The 17,110-nt window shown below is 63.7% G+C and carries 15 protein-coding genes; 3 read left to right on the top strand and 12 right to left on the bottom strand.

The annotated features are described in order from the left end of the window. Positions 1-2: 2 nt before the first annotated feature. The 4 genes from XH90_RS12175 to XH90_RS12160 all read right to left on the bottom strand — a co-directional run bounded on the left by XH90_RS12175 (position 3) and on the right by XH90_RS12160 (position 5,790). Positions 3-1,463 carry an NAD(P)/FAD-dependent oxidoreductase gene (locus tag XH90_RS12175; RefSeq protein ID WP_194481704.1) on the bottom strand — a complete coding sequence of 487 codons (1,461 nt, stop codon included), beginning with the start codon at positions 1,461-1,463 and terminating at the stop codon, positions 3-5. Between the two features lie 170 nt (positions 1,464-1,633). Continuing rightward, positions 1,634-3,055 (bottom strand): adenosylhomocysteinase, encoded by a 1,422-nt coding sequence (ahcY, locus tag XH90_RS12170; RefSeq protein WP_194481703.1) that lies wholly within the window; start codon positions 3,053-3,055, stop codon positions 1,634-1,636. A 121-nt stretch (positions 3,056-3,176) separates the two neighbouring features. Next, positions 3,177-4,373 carry a methionine adenosyltransferase gene (metK, locus tag XH90_RS12165; RefSeq protein WP_194481702.1) on the bottom strand — a complete coding sequence of 399 codons (1,197 nt, stop codon included), beginning with the start codon at positions 4,371-4,373 and terminating at the stop codon, positions 3,177-3,179. A gap of 61 nt (positions 4,374-4,434) precedes the next feature. Beyond that, on the bottom strand, positions 4,435-5,790 hold the full coding sequence (locus XH90_RS12160; protein WP_194481701.1) for a hypothetical protein: 1,356 nt from the start codon (positions 5,788-5,790) through the stop codon (positions 4,435-4,437). A gap of 165 nt (positions 5,791-5,955) precedes the next feature. Here XH90_RS12160 and XH90_RS12155 point away from each other — a divergent pair, with 165 nt between their 5' ends. After that, complete coding sequence (locus XH90_RS12155) at positions 5,956-7,674, top strand: caspase family protein (protein WP_194481700.1); 1,719 nt, start codon at positions 5,956-5,958, stop codon at positions 7,672-7,674. 123 nt (positions 7,675-7,797) lie between these two features. Here the strand turns inward: XH90_RS12155 and XH90_RS12150 are convergent, their stop codons facing one another. The 6 genes from XH90_RS12150 to XH90_RS12125 form a co-directional block, all read right to left on the bottom strand. After that, positions 7,798-8,916, bottom strand: a complete 1,119-nt coding sequence (locus XH90_RS12150; RefSeq protein ID WP_194481699.1) for a cobalamin-independent methionine synthase II family protein — start codon at positions 8,914-8,916, stop codon at positions 7,798-7,800. Between the two features lie 22 nt (positions 8,917-8,938). After that, positions 8,939-9,655: an ABC transporter ATP-binding protein gene (locus tag XH90_RS12145; RefSeq protein ID WP_194481698.1), complete on the bottom strand. Its 717-nt coding sequence runs from the start codon at positions 9,653-9,655 to the stop codon at positions 8,939-8,941. Continuing rightward, positions 9,648-10,403, bottom strand: a complete 756-nt coding sequence (locus XH90_RS12140) for an ABC transporter ATP-binding protein (RefSeq protein WP_194481697.1) — start codon at positions 10,401-10,403, stop codon at positions 9,648-9,650. The genes XH90_RS12145 and XH90_RS12140 overlap by 8 nt, the downstream gene beginning before the upstream one ends. Next, positions 10,400-11,428 (bottom strand): branched-chain amino acid ABC transporter permease, encoded by a 1,029-nt coding sequence (locus XH90_RS12135; protein WP_194481696.1) that lies wholly within the window; start codon positions 11,426-11,428, stop codon positions 10,400-10,402. Before XH90_RS12135 ends, XH90_RS12140 begins: the two co-directional genes overlap by 4 nt. Positions 11,429-11,436: 8 nt before the next feature. After that, positions 11,437-12,306, bottom strand: coding sequence for a branched-chain amino acid ABC transporter permease (locus XH90_RS12130; protein ID WP_194481695.1), 870 nt, complete (start codon positions 12,304-12,306; stop codon positions 11,437-11,439). Positions 12,307-12,439: 133 nt separating this feature from the next. Beyond that, positions 12,440-13,630 carry an ABC transporter substrate-binding protein gene (locus tag XH90_RS12125; RefSeq protein ID WP_194481694.1) on the bottom strand — a complete coding sequence of 397 codons (1,191 nt, stop codon included), beginning with the start codon at positions 13,628-13,630 and terminating at the stop codon, positions 12,440-12,442. Positions 13,631-14,171: 541 nt separating this feature from the next. Between XH90_RS12125 and XH90_RS12120 the strand changes: the two genes are divergently transcribed. Continuing rightward, positions 14,172-14,456, top strand: a complete 285-nt coding sequence (locus XH90_RS12120; RefSeq protein WP_194481693.1) for a hypothetical protein — start codon at positions 14,172-14,174, stop codon at positions 14,454-14,456. A 73-nt stretch (positions 14,457-14,529) separates the two neighbouring features. Here the strand turns inward: XH90_RS12120 and purU are convergent, their stop codons facing one another. Further along, positions 14,530-15,393, bottom strand: coding sequence for a formyltetrahydrofolate deformylase (purU, locus tag XH90_RS12115; protein WP_194481692.1), 864 nt, complete (start codon positions 15,391-15,393; stop codon positions 14,530-14,532). 161 nt (positions 15,394-15,554) lie between these two features. On the opposite strand from purU, the gene XH90_RS12110 reads away from it, so the two are divergent. Then, positions 15,555-16,409 (top strand): uroporphyrinogen-III synthase, encoded by an 855-nt coding sequence (locus XH90_RS12110; RefSeq protein WP_194481691.1) that lies wholly within the window; start codon positions 15,555-15,557, stop codon positions 16,407-16,409. Here the strand turns inward: XH90_RS12110 and XH90_RS12105 are convergent. Continuing rightward, positions 16,406-17,089: a redoxin domain-containing protein gene (locus tag XH90_RS12105; RefSeq protein WP_194481690.1), complete on the bottom strand. Its 684-nt coding sequence runs from the start codon at positions 17,087-17,089 to the stop codon at positions 16,406-16,408. The genes XH90_RS12110 and XH90_RS12105 overlap by 4 nt on opposite strands. Between the last annotated feature and the right edge of the window lie 21 nt (positions 17,090-17,110).

The following is a 17,110-nucleotide window of genomic DNA, read 5'->3' as shown; positions in this document are numbered from 1 at the left end:
GATCAGGAATATTGCATCACGCCGTCGTCGATCCGGCCAAAGCGCAACGAGACGATGTCGAGGGCGTAGTTCTGGTACAGCCGCCACGGCTGCTTCGAGCCCTGCTTCGGCATTTTTGCGACCGAGCGCTGCACATAGCCAGATGTGAAATCGAGTGACGGCTGCGCCGTGATCCTGGGATCGTCATTGTGCGGCATGGCTTGCCGGAAATTGTGCCGGTCCATGTAGTTGATGAGCCGGCAGACATACTCGCAAGTGAGATCGCATTTCAGCGTCCAGGACGCGTTGGTGTAGCCGAAAGCCGAGGCCATGTTCGGCACGTCGGCATACATCATGCCCTTATAGGTGAGCGTGTTGGCGAAATCGACGATGCGGCCGTCGACACTGACCTCGAGGCCGCCGACGACCTGGAGCACCAGCCCGGTTGCCGTGACGATGATGTCGGCGGCGAGCTCGCTGCCATCCTTCAGGCGGATGCCGTCGCGGGTAAAGGTGTCGATCTCGTTGGTGACCACGGTGGCGCGCTTGTCGCGGATCGCTCTGAAAAGGTCGCCGTCGGGCACGAGACAGAGCCGCTGGTCCCAGGGGTTGTAGCGCGGGGCGAAATGGGTGGCGATGTCGTAGTCCGGGCCGAGCGCCATGCGTACGCCACCGAGGATCAGGTTCTTCACCTTGTCCGGCCGCCGCCGGCTGAGCTGGAAGAAGAACATCCCCCACATCACATTACGCCAGCGGATCAGATGATAAGCCAGTCGTGCCGGCAGGTTGCGGCGCAATTTGTTGGCGACGGGATCCTGCGCAGGGCGCGACACCACGTAAGTTGGCGAGCGCTGCAGCATGGTGACCCGCGCCGCCGTCTTGGCGAGCTCGGGCACCAACGTCACCGCGGTCGCGCCCGAGCCGATCACGACGACGCGCTTGCCGGTGCAGTCGATGTCCTCGGTCCATTTCTGCGGATGCACGATGCGGCCGGCGAAATCCGCAACGCCCGCAAACTCCGGCGTATAGCCCGCCTCGTATTTGTAGTAGCCCGAGCACATGAACAGGAAATTGCAGGTGAAGCGCACGAGGTCGGTTGCGCCCTCGCCCGCCGTGCGCTCGACCTCGACGGTCCAGCGCGCCTCCGGCGTCGACCACGCCGCACGCTTGACGCGATGACGGAAGCGGATGTGCTTGTCGATGCCGTTCTCGGCTGCGGTCTCGCGCACGTAGTTCAGGATCTGCGGCCCATCAGCGATCGCCTTCGGATCGGTCCACGGTTTGAAGGAATAGCCGAGCGTGAACATGTCGCTGTCGGAGCGGATGCCCGGATAGCGAAACAGATCCCAGGTGCCGCCGATGCAGTCGCGCCCCTCCAGGATGACGTAGCTCTTGCCGGGGCACTTGCTCTGAAGGTGATAGCCCGCGCCGATTCCGGACAAGCCGGCGCCGACGATCAGCACATCGACATGTTCTTGTTGCATGGTTTTCCTCCGCCGTGCGGGATAGTCCGACCGCAGGCCCGGGCCGTCAATCCGCAACAACCGAACTGGGAACCGATTTTTTTGCGCCGACGCGGCCGCCTTCCGCCGCACGGACAAAGCAAAAGGCCCCGGATTGCTCCGGGGCCTTCGCGCAGTTTGATGGATCAAACTCAGTAACGGTAGTGGTCCGACTTGTACGGGCCTTCCTGCTTCACGCCGATATAGTCGGCCTGATCCTTGCGCAGCTCGGTGAGCTTGACGCCGATCTTGGCGAGGTGGAGGCGCGCGACCTTTTCGTCGAGCGTCTTCGGCAGCACGTAGACTTCCTTCTTGTACTTGCCGTCCTTGTTGTTGGCGAACAGCTCGATCTGCGCCAGCGTCTGGTTGGTGAAGGACGCCGACATCACGAAGGACGGGTGGCCCATCGCGTTGCCGAGGTTCACGAGCCGGCCTTCCGACAGCATGATGATGCGATGCTTGTCGGGGAACTCGATCTCGTCGACCTGCGGCTTGATGTTGGTCCACTTCAGGTTGCGCAGACCCGCGATCTGGATCTCGTTGTCGAAGTGACCGATGTTGCAGACGATGGCGCGATCCTTCATCGCGCGCATGTGCTCGATGGTGATGATGTCCTTGTTGCCGGTGGCGGTGACGAAGATGTCGGCGCGGGGCGCGGCGTCTTCCATGGTCACGACCTCGTAGCCTTCCATCGCAGCCTGCAGCGCGCAGATCGGATCGACTTCCGACACCATCACGCGGCAGCCGGCTTGGCGCAGCGAGGCCGCCGAGCCCTTGCCGACGTCGCCAAAGCCCGCGACCATCGCGACCTTGCCCGACATCATCACGTCGGTGCCGCGGCGGATGCCGTCGACCAGCGATTCACGGCAGCCATAGAGGTTGTCGAACTTCGATTTGGTGACGCTGTCGTTGACGTTGATCGCCGGCCACAGCAGCGTGCCAGCCTTCTGCATGTCGTAGAGACGATGCACGCCCGTGGTGGTCTCTTCGGAAACGCCCTTGATGCTCTTGGCGATCCCGGCGAAGTAGCCCTTCGGCTTTTCCTTGAGCTGCTTCTTCAGCAGCGCGAAGAAGACCTCCTCTTCTTCGGAGCCGGGCTTGTCGAGGAAGGCGGCGTCGCCGTTCTCGGCGCGCAGACCGAGATGGACGTACATGGTGGCGTCACCGCCGTCGTCGAGGATCATGTTCGGGTGACCGCCACCGTGCCAGTCGAACAGTTTTGCGGTGTAGTCCCAGTAGTCTTTCAGCGTCTCGCCCTTGACTGCGAAGACGGGAATGCCGGCGGCTGCGATCGCGGCCGCAGCATGGTCCTGCGTCGAATAGATGTTGCAGGAGACCCAGCGAATGTCGGCGCCGAGGGCTGCCAGCGTCTCGATCAGCACGCCGGTCTGGATCGTCATGTGCAGGGAGCCGGCGATGCGCGCGCCCTTCAGCGGCTGCTTCGGGCCGTACTCTTCGCGGGTGGCCATCAGGCCGGGCATCTCGGTCTCGGCGAGCGAGAGCTCCTTGCGGCCGAAATCGGCGAGCGAAATATCCTTGACGATGTAATCGGTGAAGCCGGGCTTCGCGTTCATGGAGAGGTCCTGTTTGTTTGACTGTCATTCCGGGGCGCTCGTGGAACGAGCGAACCCGGAATCCAGAGGTTCGAGATTCCGGGCTCACCGCTCTCGCGGCGCCCCGGAATGACGTCGGTGATCAGAGAGCGCGCTTGAGCGGCTCGACGAGATCGGTCTTCTCCCAGGAGAAGCCACCCTCATTGTCCGGCGTGCGGCCGAAATGGCCGTAGGCCGAGGTACGCGCGTAGATCGGGCGGTTGAGGTCGAGGTGGCTGCGGATGCCGCGGGGCGTGAGATCCATCGCCTGTGCGGCTGCCTTCTCGAGCTGATCCTCCGACACCTTGCCGGTGCCGTGAGTGTCGATGTAGATCGACAGCGGACGCGCCACGCCGATGGCGTAGGCGAGTTGCAGCGTGCAGCGGTCGGCGAGACCGGCAGCGACGATGTTCTTGGCGACGTAGCGCGCGGCGTAGGCCGCGGAACGGTCGACCTTGGTCGGATCCTTGCCGGAGAATGCACCGCCGCCATGCGGAGCTGCGCCGCCATAGGTGTCGACGATGATCTTGCGGCCGGTCAGGCCGGTGTCGCCGTCGGGACCGCCGATGTAGAACTTGCCCGTCGGATTGATGTGCCAGATCGTCTTCGGCGTGATCCAGTCCTTCGGCAGCGCCTCGCGGACATAGGGTTCGACGATGTCGCGGATCTGCTTGGACGAGATGTCCTCGACCAGATGCTGGTGCGACACCACGATCTCGCGCACGCCGACCGGCTTGCCGTTCTCGTACTGCACGGTGACCTGGCTCTTGGAGTCCGGACCCAGCACCTTCTCCTTGCCGGAGTGACGGGCTTCGGAGATGAGACGCAGGATCTTGTGGGCGTAGAAGATCGGCGCCGGCATCAGGTCGGGCGTCTCGTTGGTGGCGTAACCGAACATGATGCCCTGGTCGCCAGCACCCTCTTCCTTGACTTCGCCAGGCTGGAGCGCGTCGACGCCCTGCGCGATGTCGGCCGACTGCGGGTGCAGCAGGATCTCGATATCGGCCTTCTGCCAGTGGAAGCCTTCCTGCTCGTAGCCGATGTCCTTGATCGCCTCGCGCACGACGCTTTCAATCTGCTCGTTGGTCACCGACTTCGGACCGCGGGTCTCGCCGGCGATCACCACCTTGTTGGTGGTGGCCAGCGTCTCGCAGGCGGCGCGGATAGCCCACGGATCGATGCCGGCCTTCGGCCCTTCGCGATAGAACAGGTCGACGATTTCGTCGGAAATCCGGTCACAGACCTTGTCCGGATGGCCTTCGGAGACGGACTCGCTGGTGAAGAGATAGGACGCGCGCATCAAGAAACCCCTTGTTCCACCGCTACCGGCGGACGTTTGCGATGTTTAGAGTTGGATTATGTCAATCGCGCCGGCGCGAGATGACGTAGGATTCGTCGAGAAACCAGAGCCCATTGTACTTTCGCAGCACATCCCTGGCGGCATCCAGAGTGCGGCCGTTTTGAGTCATATCCGTCAACCGGTCGTCCTCAATCTGAGCGACATACACCGCCGCATTCCAGGCTGCAAAGGCTGTCGAGGTTCCGATGGTACCCGTCACCTCGTTGGGCAGCGCTTCCAAATCATACCTGAAGATCGAACGGTTATCCGCATAAGCATTAAAATTTAGATCACGGCCCAACGACCCCAGCTCATACTTTACGGCGCGCAATAGCTCATGACGGCTCACCGAGAAAGGATTTTCTCCGGGCCAGATCGCCTGGATCATTTCCATGCCGGGATCGTGACCGTGGGAGTGGATTCCGATCAGGCGGCCGCCCGGCCGCAGGGCCCGCGCCAGCGGTGCAATGATCCGCTTGGCGCGGAAATTGACCGAGGACAGGGCCCGGTATGGCTGGGACGCAATGACGAGGTCGAAATTGGCCTCGGTCTGGCCCGGCCGCGGGATGGTCGAATCGAGCAGGAACCTGTGGTCCTCGCGGTAGAGAACCAGCACGACCGGCCGCTCGTACAGCGGCATCGCCGTGCGCGGGCTGATCGCCGCACGCCAGTTCTGCTCCAGGAACGGCCGCAGTTCGGCGATCTGCTGCTCGAACTCGCCCGATGAGGCCCCCCGCAGGGGGACCTCGTGCCAGACGGTCGCAGCGGCGGCCGCGGGCGATGCGGGCGTCAGCCAGGGCGCCTCCGAGTAGAACATGTTGGTGAAGACGAAAACCGACGCCGGATGCTCGAAAATGCGGTCGGGCACCTTCTCCAGCGTCAGGCGCAGATCCTCGAGACTGAGCTCCTTGCCGGCGACATAGAACGGCATATGCGGATAGCGCTGGTGCGTCGCGCGCAGCACCCGCGCCAGCACCGTGCCGTCGCCGACGCCGGCGTCGAAAATGCGCAATGCCGGCGGCCTCGGGTGGATGGTCGATAGCTCCAGCGCCACCCGGTCGGCGATCACCCGCTTCTCGCTGCAGGTGTGGACGAACAGCAGATATTTCTGCCGGTTCTCGAAGAAGCGGAAATTGCCCCGTGGATCGCGCTTTTCCGCAGGCACCTGAAGTCCTCGCGGCGGCGGAAGGCCGCCGGTCGTCGACGCCGCGATATAGGCTTGGATCCGCTCCAGCGTGTCGATGGTGATGCGCTTGCCTTCGCGCAGGCGCTGCACAAGCTTCCCATCATTCACCGCCCGCCGGCCAAACGTCGATTCCGCCATGTCCGCCGTGCGGCAGAACTCGGTGATTTGGCTCAGGATTTCGTCGTTCTTCATCGGTGGGATAGCGGTGGGCAGATGAGTTGGGACTAATCATCTAGCAAATTCTGCCCACTCTGGGAATACCGGTAACTGCTTTACCCCAGCTGCGATGACGCGGGCGTGAACCCCGAGGAGCCGCCGGGCAACAAACAAGCACTTCTCCTCAAGGAACCACCGCCCATGCGCCGCCTGCTCGTCGCGCTCGCTCTGCTCGCCGCAACCCTGTGGTCGGCCTCCGCATCGGCCCAGTCGCGCAGCCAGCTCGGGCCGCTCTGCACCACCGAGACCACCCCAGCGGACCAGATGGTCGACGCCTGCAGCAAGATCATCGCGCTGAAGGTGTTCAAGGGCGAGCAGCTCGCGACCGTCTATTTCTGGCGCGCGGTGGGCTGGAACAAGAGGGGCGACTACGCCAAGGTCATTGCCGACAGCACCGAGGCGATCCGGCTCCAGCCGAGCCAGGCGGTCTACAACCTCAGGGGCTCTGCCTATTACGACAAAGGCGACTACGACATCGCCATCGCCGATTTCGACGATGCGCTGAAGCTCGGCCCGCCAGGCGGCATCATCTTCCACAACCGCGGCAATGCCTGGCGCGGCAAGGGCGACTATGCCAAGGCGATCGCCGATTACGACCTGTCGATCAAGGCTGATCCGAGATCGGCGTTCTCGTTCCAGAACCGCGGCATCGCCAAGGAAGCACTCGGCGATCTCGACGGTGCGCTCGCCGACGTCAATCAGGCGATCCGGCTCGATCCGACACTGCCGCAGCCGCTGATCAACCGCACCACGATCTGGCGCGCGAAAGGCGATCTCGATCGCGCCATCGCCGATGGCAGCGAAGCGATCCGGCTCGCCAAGGACAAGCCGCCGGTCAACATCATGACGCCGCCGAACAGCGTGCTGATCTCTGGCTACACCCATCGCGCGCTGGCCTATGAGGCCAAGGGCGACTATGCGCACGCGAAGGACGACTACAAGGCAACGCTCGCGATTGTTGCGTCCGACGCCGGCAGCAAGGCCAATCAGGCCACCGCAAAGGTGCGGCTGTCGCTGGTGACGGACGCAGCCGCACCGATACCGCGCGATGCTCCCTCGCCGGTGACGCAGCCGTCGACTACCCCTGCCCCGCAGCAGAGCGGCGCAGCACCAGCACCCTCGCCTGCACCGGCCGTTCGCAGCGCGCGGATGGCGCTGGTCATCGGCAACGGCGCCTATGCCCACGTGAAGGCGCTGCCCAATCCGCCCAACGACGCGCGCGCGGTTGCGAAAAGCCTGCACGATATCGGCTTTACGGTGTCGGAGGGTGTCGATCTCGACCGCGCCGCGATGCAGAAGATGACGCGCGACTTCCTGCGCGAGGCGGCACGGGCGCAGGTCGCTCTTGTCTATTATGCCGGTCACGGCGTGCAGGTCGACGGCCGCAACTATCTCATTCCCGTCGATGTCGACCTCAAGCCGGGCAGCAGCATGACTGAAGCGATGATCGACATGGACACGATCATGGCCGGTCTCGACGACCAGGTCCGCACCAACATCCTGATCTTCGATGCCTGCCGCAACAATCCGATGGCGCAGCAGACAGCAAGCGCCAGCGGCAGCCGCGGCATCGAAGGCGCGTCAGGCCTTGCGGCGCCGTCAAGCCTCGGGTCCGGGGCAACGCTGGGAGCCGGCACGCTGATCGCATTCGCGACAGCACCGGGCCAGGTCGCGCTCGATGGCGAAGGCGCGAACTCGCCGTTCTCCGCGGCGCTGTCCCGACACATCGGCACGCCGGGACTGGAAGTACAGCAGATGCTGACACGAGTGCGCGCCGAGGTGGTCGCGGGCACGAAGAACAGGCAGGTGCCGTGGTCGAACTCGTCGCTGCTGGGCGAGGTCTATCTGGCGGAGAAGTGACGACGCGGCCGCGCGTCGTCACCCCGGGATGGTGCTCAAGCACCAGACCCGGGATCTCGAGATTCTCAGGTGCGCAAGCGCGCACCATAGTGCGCGCTAAGCGCGCCCCGGAATGACGCCAAGTCAGTTGCCCCACACTTCCTTGGCGATCTCGACCGCGAGACTCAGCTTCGCCCACTGCTCTTCCTCGGAGAGGATGTTGCCCTCTTCCGTCGAGGCGAAGCCGCATTGCGGCGACAACGCGAGTTGCTCAAGCGGAGCGAACTTGGAGGCTTCCTCCAGACGACGCTTGATGTCGTCCTTCTTCTCGAGCTCGCCGAACTTCGAGGTGATGACGCCGACCACCACGACCTTGTTGCCCTTGGGCAGGAAGCGCAGCGGCTCGAAGCCACCGGCGCGGTCGCTGTCATATTCGAGGAAATAGCCGTCGTAGTTGGTGCCGGCGAGCATGGTCTCCGCCACCGGCTCGTAGCCGCCCGACGAAATCCAGGTGGAACGGAAATTGCCGCGGCAGACATGCGTCGTCACCACCATGTCGGCGGGCTTCTCGGCCAGCGCGTAATTGATGATGCGGGCGTAGATCTGCTGGAGACCGTCGGGATTGTCGCCGCGCTCACGCGCCTTCTGCAGCTCGTCCGGCGAGCAGAGATAGGCCCACACGGTGTCGTCGAACTGGAGATAGCGGCAGCCGGCGTCGTAGAACGCCTTCACCGCCTTGCGGTAGGTCTTGCCGAGATCCTCGTAGAAGGCGTCGAGATCGGGATAGACGTCCTTGGAGATCGACTTGCGGCCGCCGCGGAAGTGCAGCACGGCCGGCGAAGGGATCGTCATCTTCGCAGTGACATGGGCTTGATCCGCAACCTTCTTCAGGAAACGGAAGTGGTCCAGCATCGGATGATCATCGGGGAAATCGAGCTTGTCGATCACCCGGACCGCGTCGTGGCGGGTCTGCACGCCCGTGAACTGGATGCCGGTGTCGGGATGAAACAGCTCGCAGCCGGTGAGCTTGGCCAGGAAGTCGAAATGCCACCAGGAGCGGCGGAATTCGCCGTCGGTGGCAAGCTTGAGGCCGACCGAGGCCTGCTTGTGCACGACCTTCTCGATCTCCATGTCTTCGATCTTGCGCAGATCGTCGGCCGAGATCTCGCCCTTCTCGAGCTTGGCACGGGCTTCCTTGATCTTGGCGGGGCGCAGGAGGCTGCCGACCTCGTCGGCGCGGAAGGGGGCTTTGGTTCGCTGCATTTTTTTGACTCCCGAGAATTTTCTAGTGGGCCGCCGCCCCAGCGACCCCGAGGTGGCGCTCCAGGACCGACGGGTCGGCCTTCAGTGCGGCGCTCGGGGCGTCGTGGACGATCGTTCCGCGCTCCAATATCACAACGCGGTCGGCAAGCCCGAGAATCTTTTGAGCATTCTGTTCGACGATGATCGAGCAGATGCCGCCCGCCCGGGTGATGGTCCCGATCGCTTTCAAAAGCTCCTCGACGATGATCGGGGCCAGCCCCTCGGTCGGCTCGTCCAGCAGCAGGACCTTCGGGTTAAGGGTCAGTGCCCGGCCAATCGCCAGCATCTGCTGCTCACCGCCGGAGAGCTGGTTACCGAAATTGCTCCGCCGTTCCTTCAACCGCGGGAACATCTCGTAGACCTTCTCGACGGTCCAGGGGCCGGGCTGCGCCACCGCGGTCATGTTCTCTTCGACCGTCAGCGAGCGGAAGATGTTGCGCTCCTGCGGCACCCAGCCGATGCCGGCGCGGGCGCGCTGGTCGGGCCGCAAACTCGTGACGTCGGTGCCGGCAAGTTCGACAGTACCGGAGAAGCGGCGGGTGACGCCGACGATGGAGTTGATCAGCGTGGTCTTGCCGGTGCCGTTGCGCCCGAGCAGCGCCAGCACCTGTCCTTCGGACAGACGCAGCGACATGTTGGGCAGCACCACCGCCTCGCCATAGCCCGCGCGCAGGGACTCGATCGCGAGCAGGTCAGACATTGACCGCCTCCTCGCCGAGATAGACCGCCTTCACTTGCGGATCGCGCGCGACCTGATCGGGCGGCCCCTCTGTGAGCAGCGCGCCGGAGACCAGCACCGAGATGCGGTCGGCAAAGGAGAAGACCAGATCCATATCGTGCTCGATCAAGAGCACCGTCACGTCGCGCGGCAGGCTGCCGACGACCGCGAGGATGTCGTGCCGCTCGCTTTCGGGCACGCCGGCCGCGGGCTCGTCGAGCAGCAGCACGCGCGGCTTTCCGGCGATCGCGACCGCAATCTCCAGCAGCCGCTGCTTGCCGTAAGGCAGCGTCACGGTCTGTTCGTTCATGACGTCGAGCAGATGGAAGCGCGTCAGGAGATCGGCGATCTCGCCGTTGACGTCGCTTCGCGTTCCCATCCGCCGCCACCAGTCGCCGCCGTGACCGAGGCGTTCGGACACGGCGAGGCCGATGGTCTCGAGCGGGGTGAGATCGGGATAGAGCTGGTTGATCTGGAAGGTGCGCGACAGGCCGCGCAGCACGCGCTTGTGCACCGGCAGGTCGGTGATGTCCTGCCCTTCGAGCAGGATGCGGCCCGAGTTCGGCTTGAGCACGCCGGTGAGCTGGTTGATGACCGTGGTCTTGCCGGCGCCGTTTGGGCCGATCAGGGCATGCCGGGCACCCTGCTCGATCTTCAGCGACAGGTCACGGGTGACGCGAAGGCCACCAAAAGTCTTTTCGAGATTCTGGGTTTCAAGCGCGATGGTCATGCGTCGCTCTCCGGCACGGCGACGACGGCTTTTCGCCCAGCGACCTGCTTGATGACGAGGTTCGGCACATACAGCACCCAGCGATGCAGGCGCTGGCGGCCGACCAGCACGATCACGACCAGCACGAGGCCGATCCAGAACTGCCAGTATTGCGGCGTGATGGTGGAGAACGCTTCCTGGAGCATGCGGAAGATCACGGCGCCGATCAGTCCGCCATAGAGATAACCGGTACCGCCGATGACGAGCACCAGCATCAGATCGGCGGAGCGGTCGAAGGCGAACACGTCGAGCGAGGCGATCGCGGTGGTCTGGGTGAACAGCGCGCCCGCGATGCCGGCATAGAAAGCCGCGAGCGTGTAGATCGCGATCAGGCGGCGGTTGACGGGGATGCCGATTGCGGCGGCACGCAGCGGGTTGTTCTTGATCGCGCGCAGCGACAGGCCGAACGGCGAGTGCACGATGCGGCGGGCGAGCAGGAACAAGACGAACAGCACGGCCAGCGAATAGAAGAAGCCGGCCTTGCCGAACATGTCGAACGGGATTTGGCCGAGGATCGGCTGCATCTCGATGCCCTGCAGGCCGTCGGTACCGCCGGTGATGTCGGAGAAACGCTCGGCGAGCGCCTCAAGCAGCAGCGCGATGCCGAGCGTCACCATAAGGCGGGTCAGGTCGACGCCGCGGATCACCAGGACGCTGGTGGCGAAGCCAAGCACCATCGCGGCGAGGCCCGCCGCGATCAGCGCCAGCACGGGTTCGTTGATGATGCCGTGCAGCGCCAGCAACCCCGCAGCATAGGCCCCGACGCCGAAGAAGGCGGCATGACCTAGCGAGACGATGCCGGCATAGCCGAGGATGAGATCGAGCGACATCGCAAACAGCGCCAGCCGCAGGATGTCGGTCATGATCAGGTAGCGCGTGGGAAACAGAAGGCCGCAGGCGAGAACGACGAGCCAGAAAGCGGCCTCGCCATAATGCCAGCGCGCATGGCGCTGGGCGTGATAACCGACGTCGGAAGATGCGTTCATCGGCAGACTCAACGCGCAGCCGTGCGGCCGAACAAGCCGTTCGGGCGCCAGATCAGGATCACGATCATCATGGTGTAGATCACGAACGGTCCCATCTTCGGCACGTAATATTTGCCGGCGACGTCTCCGATGCCGAGCAGCAGCGAAGCCAGAAACGGCCCCGTGATCGAGGACGAGCCGCCGACGGTGACCACGATCAGGAAGTAGATCATGAACTTCAGCGGGAAATACGGATCGAGGCCGAGTATCTCGGCGCTCAGCGCACCGCCGAGGCCGGCAAGCCCGCATCCAAAGGCAAAGGTGAAAGCGAACACCTGCGGCACGTTGATGCCGAGGCCGCTGGCGGCACGGGGATCATCGACGGCGGCGCGCAGGCGACTGCCGAAGCGGGTCTTGGCCAGCACCATCTGGAGGCCGATGGTGAGCAGGCCGCAGATCACGATGATCATCAGCCGGTAGCGGCCGATGCCGACGCCGAACAGGTCGAACTGCCCCTGCAGCGCGGCCGGCAAGTTGATGAAGACGCGGGACGAGCCCTGGATGTAGTCGACGGCGGCGACCGACATGAAGGTCAAGCCGATCGTAAACAGCACCTGATCGAGATGGCTGCGCGCATAGAGATGACGATAGAGCGTTCGCTCGAGCACGACGCCGATCGCCGCGGATGAGACGAAGGCAAGGGGCAACGCCGCAAAGAAGGGCCAGCCGTGCTGGTTCACCAACAGCATGCACACATAACCGCCGGCCATGGCGAAGGCGCCATGAGCGAGATTGACGAAGTTCATCAGGCCGAGCGTGACCGCGAGCCCGCACGCGAGGACGAACAGCAGCATGCCGTATGCCACGCCATCGAACAGGTTGGTGAGGATTGAGGTCATCGAAGGTCGATCGGTCCTAAGCGTTCGTCATTCCGGGGCAGCGCGTACGCGCTGAACCCGGAATCTCGTTTCAATCACTTCGAGATCCCGGATGCGCGCTAAGGCGCGCCCCGGGATGACCCGCTTTCGCGCGTCACTTCTTGGTCTTGCCGAGATCCTTGACGGCTTCGAAGGTCTGGAACTCGACGTTGTAGAGTTCGCCGTCGACCTTCTCGACCTTGCGGATGTAAACGTTCTGGATGATGTCGCGCGTCTCCGGATCGATCGAGATCGGGCCGCGCGGGCTCTCCCACTTCTGACCCTTCATGGCCTCGACCAGCTTGGTGCCGTCGGTGTCGCCATTGGTCTTCTTGAGCGCCTCGTAGATCAGGTGGATGCCGTCATAGCCGCTCACCGCCATGAAGCCGGGACGTGTGCCGAACGCCTTCTTGTAGGCGGCGACGAAGTCCTTGTTCATCTGCGAGGGATGCGCCGCCGAGTAGATGTGCGCGGTCACGGTGCCGAGCACGGCGTCACCCATGTTGTTGAGCAGGTCGTCGTCGGTGACGTCGCCCGGCCCGATCACCTTGATGCCGGCCTTGTCGAGGCCGCGCTCGGCATACTGCTTCATGAAGTTGCCGCCCTGGCCTGCGGGCACGAACACGAAGATCGCGTCGGGCTTGGCATCCTTCATGCGCTGCAGGAACGGCGCGAAGTCGGGGTTGGCGAGCGGCGTCTTGACCTCTTCGACCACCTGGCCGCCGCCGGCAGTGAAATGTTCCTTGAAGAAGTTGAGCGCGTCATTGCCCGGCGCGTAGTCCGAGGTCAGCGTCGCCACCTTCTTGATGCCATTCTTCACCGCCCAATCGCCGATGATGGTCGAGGACTGCGCCAGCGTGAAGCTGGTGCGCACGATATAGGGTGAGCGCTCGGTGATGATGGAGGTGCCGGCCGCCATCACGACTTCCGGGATCTTGGCCTGGGTCGCCAGCGGCGCGGCCGCGAGCGCCGCCGGCGTCACGCCGAAGCCGCCGATGAAACTGACCTTGTCGTTGACGATCAGTTCCTGCGCGGCGGTCTTGGTCTTGTCCGGGATCGCCGCGTCGTCCTTGACGATGATCTCGATCTTCTTGCCGGCGACGGTGTCGCCCTTCTGCTGCATGTAGAGCTTGATCGCGTTCTCGATCTGCTTGCCGGTCGAGGCCTGGCCGCCGGTCATCGGCAGGATCATGCCGACCTTGACGGTGTCTTCCGCGTTGGCCGGCACGAGGCCCGCTAGGCCCGAGACGGCGGCAACAACGGCCGCCCAAGAGACCGTTTGGGTAAACTGCTTGCGTTCGAACATCAGATGTCCCTCCCCTTCATTCCTTGACTCTTGTGCGCCGAACCGAGTGCCCGGTCCTTGCCTCACGTTAACTTACGCACGAGCGATATCGCGCGTCACATTGCGCGTCACATGGCGTCTTTCGCGCCCTCATTGTCAATCGGACGTTTGGCGACCATTCGGCGCAAGCCACGCGTTCCGGTTGCTGACGGCGGGAAGCGATGTCGCGGTTACGTCCGGGTAACCCGAACACCTCGATCTTGGTCGCGTCCATTTGTACGATTGTACAAATAAAATGGACCTGTCAACGAAAAAGCCCCGCCGGTGGAAGCCAGATTGTCGCGAGCCGATCGCCGCAGTCTAGGAAAGCGCCGGCCAGCGTGGATGGAGGATTTCGTCTTTCATTTGCAGAATTCAGACATCTGCAGGAAAGCAAGCCCCTGACATCCGGTATTTTTGTACCTACCTCGAATAAGCCAATTTTACCTTGTTGATGGCTACTGTTCCGCGGCGCTGGTCTGCCGGCGTCCGGTTCCTCTCCCCGATTGCAGTGCGCCCGAAGATGTCCAGACGTTTCTGCTCCATCGTGTCCCTGCTCGCACTCGCCGCGGGACTGGCTGGATGCGGCACAGTCAACGAGAAGCTTTCAGCCGGCATGGGCGACTACGTTCCGCAATGGGCCGGCGGCCTGCCGGCGGACGCACCGCCCCGGCCGGGCACGCCGCAATACGACGCCTGGATGAAGGAACGCGAGCGCAAGCGGCTGATGCCCGCGGCGGATCGCGAGAAGGAAGAGCAGGCGCAAAAGGGCGCAACGAGCACAACGCCAGGCAACGCGGTGCGCTAGATCCTGCCGTCATTCCGGGGCGATGTGGCAGCATCGAGCCCGCCTCTTCGAGGCGCCCCGGAATGACAGTGTCCTAGTCCACGAACACCACGGTCTTGCGGCCGTTGAGGATCACGCGGTCATCCAGGTGATAACGGATCGCGCGTGCCAGCACGCGGCGTTCGATGTCGCGGCCCTTGCGGACGAGATCTTCCGGCGTGTCGCGATGGCTGATGCGTTCGACGTCCTGGTCGATGATCGGGCCCTCGTCGAGATCGCGCGTCACGTAATGGGCGGTGGCGCCAATCAGCTTGACGCCGCGCTCGTGGGCCTGGTGATAGGGCTTTGCACCCTTGAAGCCCGGCAGGAACGAATGATGGATGTTGATGCAGCGGCCGGACAGCTTGCTCGACAGATCATCCGACAGGATCTGCATGTAGCGGGCGAGCACCACGAGATCGGTCCCGGTCTCGGCGACGAGCTTCAGGATCTGCGCCTCCTGCTCGCTCTTGGTTTCCTTGGTCACAGGCAGATAATGGAACGGGATGCTGCCGAAATCGAGCCCGGCATAGACCTCGCGCGGATGGTTGGAGACGATCGCAGCCAGTGTCATCGGCAATTCGCCGGTGCGCCAGCGGTAGAGGATGTCGACCAGGCAGTGGTCGGACTTCGACACCAGGAGCATCACCTTGCGGTGCGCGGCACGGTCACGCATCTGCCACTCCATGCCGAAGCGCTCGGCAATCGCCGCAAAGCCGGTCTGAAGCGCGGCCAGTTCCACGGCGAGATCGGCCGCGGTGAACACCACCCGCATGAAGAATTTCTTGGTCTCGACGTCGTCGAACTGCTGGGCGTCGAGAATGTTCTGTCCGGAGTTCGCCAGGAAGGTCGACACGGCCGAGACGATGCCGGGACGATCCGGACAGGACAGGGTCAGAACATATTGATGATCGGGCATGGCTGTTGAAGGGATGGCTCTTGGTGAAGGTTTGTGCAAGGACCGCGGACAGACCCGCGATTTGCGCCCTGCTCTAGCACCGGGGCGACCCTTGCGCCAATCCCGACGACGGAGTCAGGATGAATGGACGATTGCGATTTTCGACTGACCGGAGCACGCCCATGGCCGACCGTTTGAACGGCACCCGCATCCTGATCCTGGAAACCCGCGAGGAGGCGCAGTTCTCGAAGCTCCTGGCCGAGCAAGGTGCCGAAGTGGTGCAATGCCCGATGTTCACGATCGAGGACGCGCCGGACCCTGCCCCGGTCGAAGCCTGGATCCGCCGTGCCATCGACCGGCCGTTCGACGACCTCGTGCTGATGACCGGCGAAGGTCTGCGGCGGATCGTGAAACTCGCGCGCGCGCGCGGGCTCGACCAGGCCTTGGTCGCAGCGCTGGCCAAATCGCGAAAATTCACCCGCGGCCCGAAGCCCGGCAAGGCGCTGCGCGAAATCTCGCTCGAGGCGCAGCAGACCACGGAGAAACCGACCACCGAGGGTGTGATCGAGATGCTGGACAAGCTCGATTTGAAGGGCCATCGTCTCGGCCTCCAGATTTATCCCGACAAGGATCACGGCGCGCTGACCAGTGCGCTCGCCGCGCAGGGCGCAGAGGTCGATACCGTGCTGCCCTATGCTTATGACTCGAAGGCAGCGGATGCCAATATCGTCGCTGCTATCGACGACATGGCCGAGGGACGAATCGATTCCGTCGCGCTGACCAATCTCGGCCAGGTCCGCCGGCTGATCGAGGCGGCGAAGGCGCATGGCAGCGAGGCGAAGTTGCGCGCCGGCTTCGAGCGGACACTGATCGCCTCAGTCGGACCGGCAGTCTCGGGCGAACTCGCCGCGCATGGTCTGCGCACCGACATCTCGCCTGCGGATGACGCCTATTTCATGCGTCCATTGATCTCGGCGATGGCGGCGGCGCTGGCAGAGAAGCGACCGGCGGGTCAATGGCCAGGCGGCGATGCCTAACCCGCCACTTGCGAGGCGGCCGACATCAGCTCCTGCGGGCTCGGCATTCCGAACATGCGCTGGCCGCCATCCGGAACCTCGGTAAAGGTCCAGCGTACGATTCCTTCCCGATCGAGCAGAAACTGGCCGAACAACTGGCCCGTGCCAGCCGCCGCCATGCGCTGATCGGCTTCGGTCATCTCGTAACCGTCTTTGTTGTTGAGGTACTCGGCGGCTGCCGACCGAGCCATCGGCCCAGGCAATTCGCCGGGCATATCGACTGGTGGCATGCTCATGATCACGTCCATGCCGACCTTGCGTGGCCACTCGGTCTCGTTCTGCGTGAACTCGATATTGGGCAGGCCGAATGCGCGGTGCGAGACTCGATCCGGGTCGGCCGCAGCGAGCAGATTTGGCAGTGGATTATAACGGAAATAGAGCCGCGCCCGGTCGATCGGCGTGTTGACGACCGTGAGAGTTTCGATGCCCTTTCCGCGCAGCGCGCCGTCAAGCTGCGCCTGCGCGGCGATATGGCGCCGGCAGAACGGGCAATGCAGGCCGCGAAACAAGCCCACCAAAATCGGACTCTGCCCGCGATAATCCTCGAGCGCGATCTTTCCTTCGCGTGTGATGGCATCCAGGACGATGTTCGGTGCGCGATCGCCCGGCTGAAGTGTTCCATCCACAAGACGTTCTGACATGGTTGAAATCCCTCACATTGG

It is taken from the genome of Bradyrhizobium sp. CCBAU 53338, assembly GCF_015291665.1.
GTDB lineage: Bacteria > Pseudomonadota > Alphaproteobacteria > Rhizobiales > Xanthobacteraceae > Bradyrhizobium.
The sequence above is the reverse complement of the archived record's forward strand: the minus strand, read 5'-3'. Positions and strand labels throughout refer to the sequence as shown.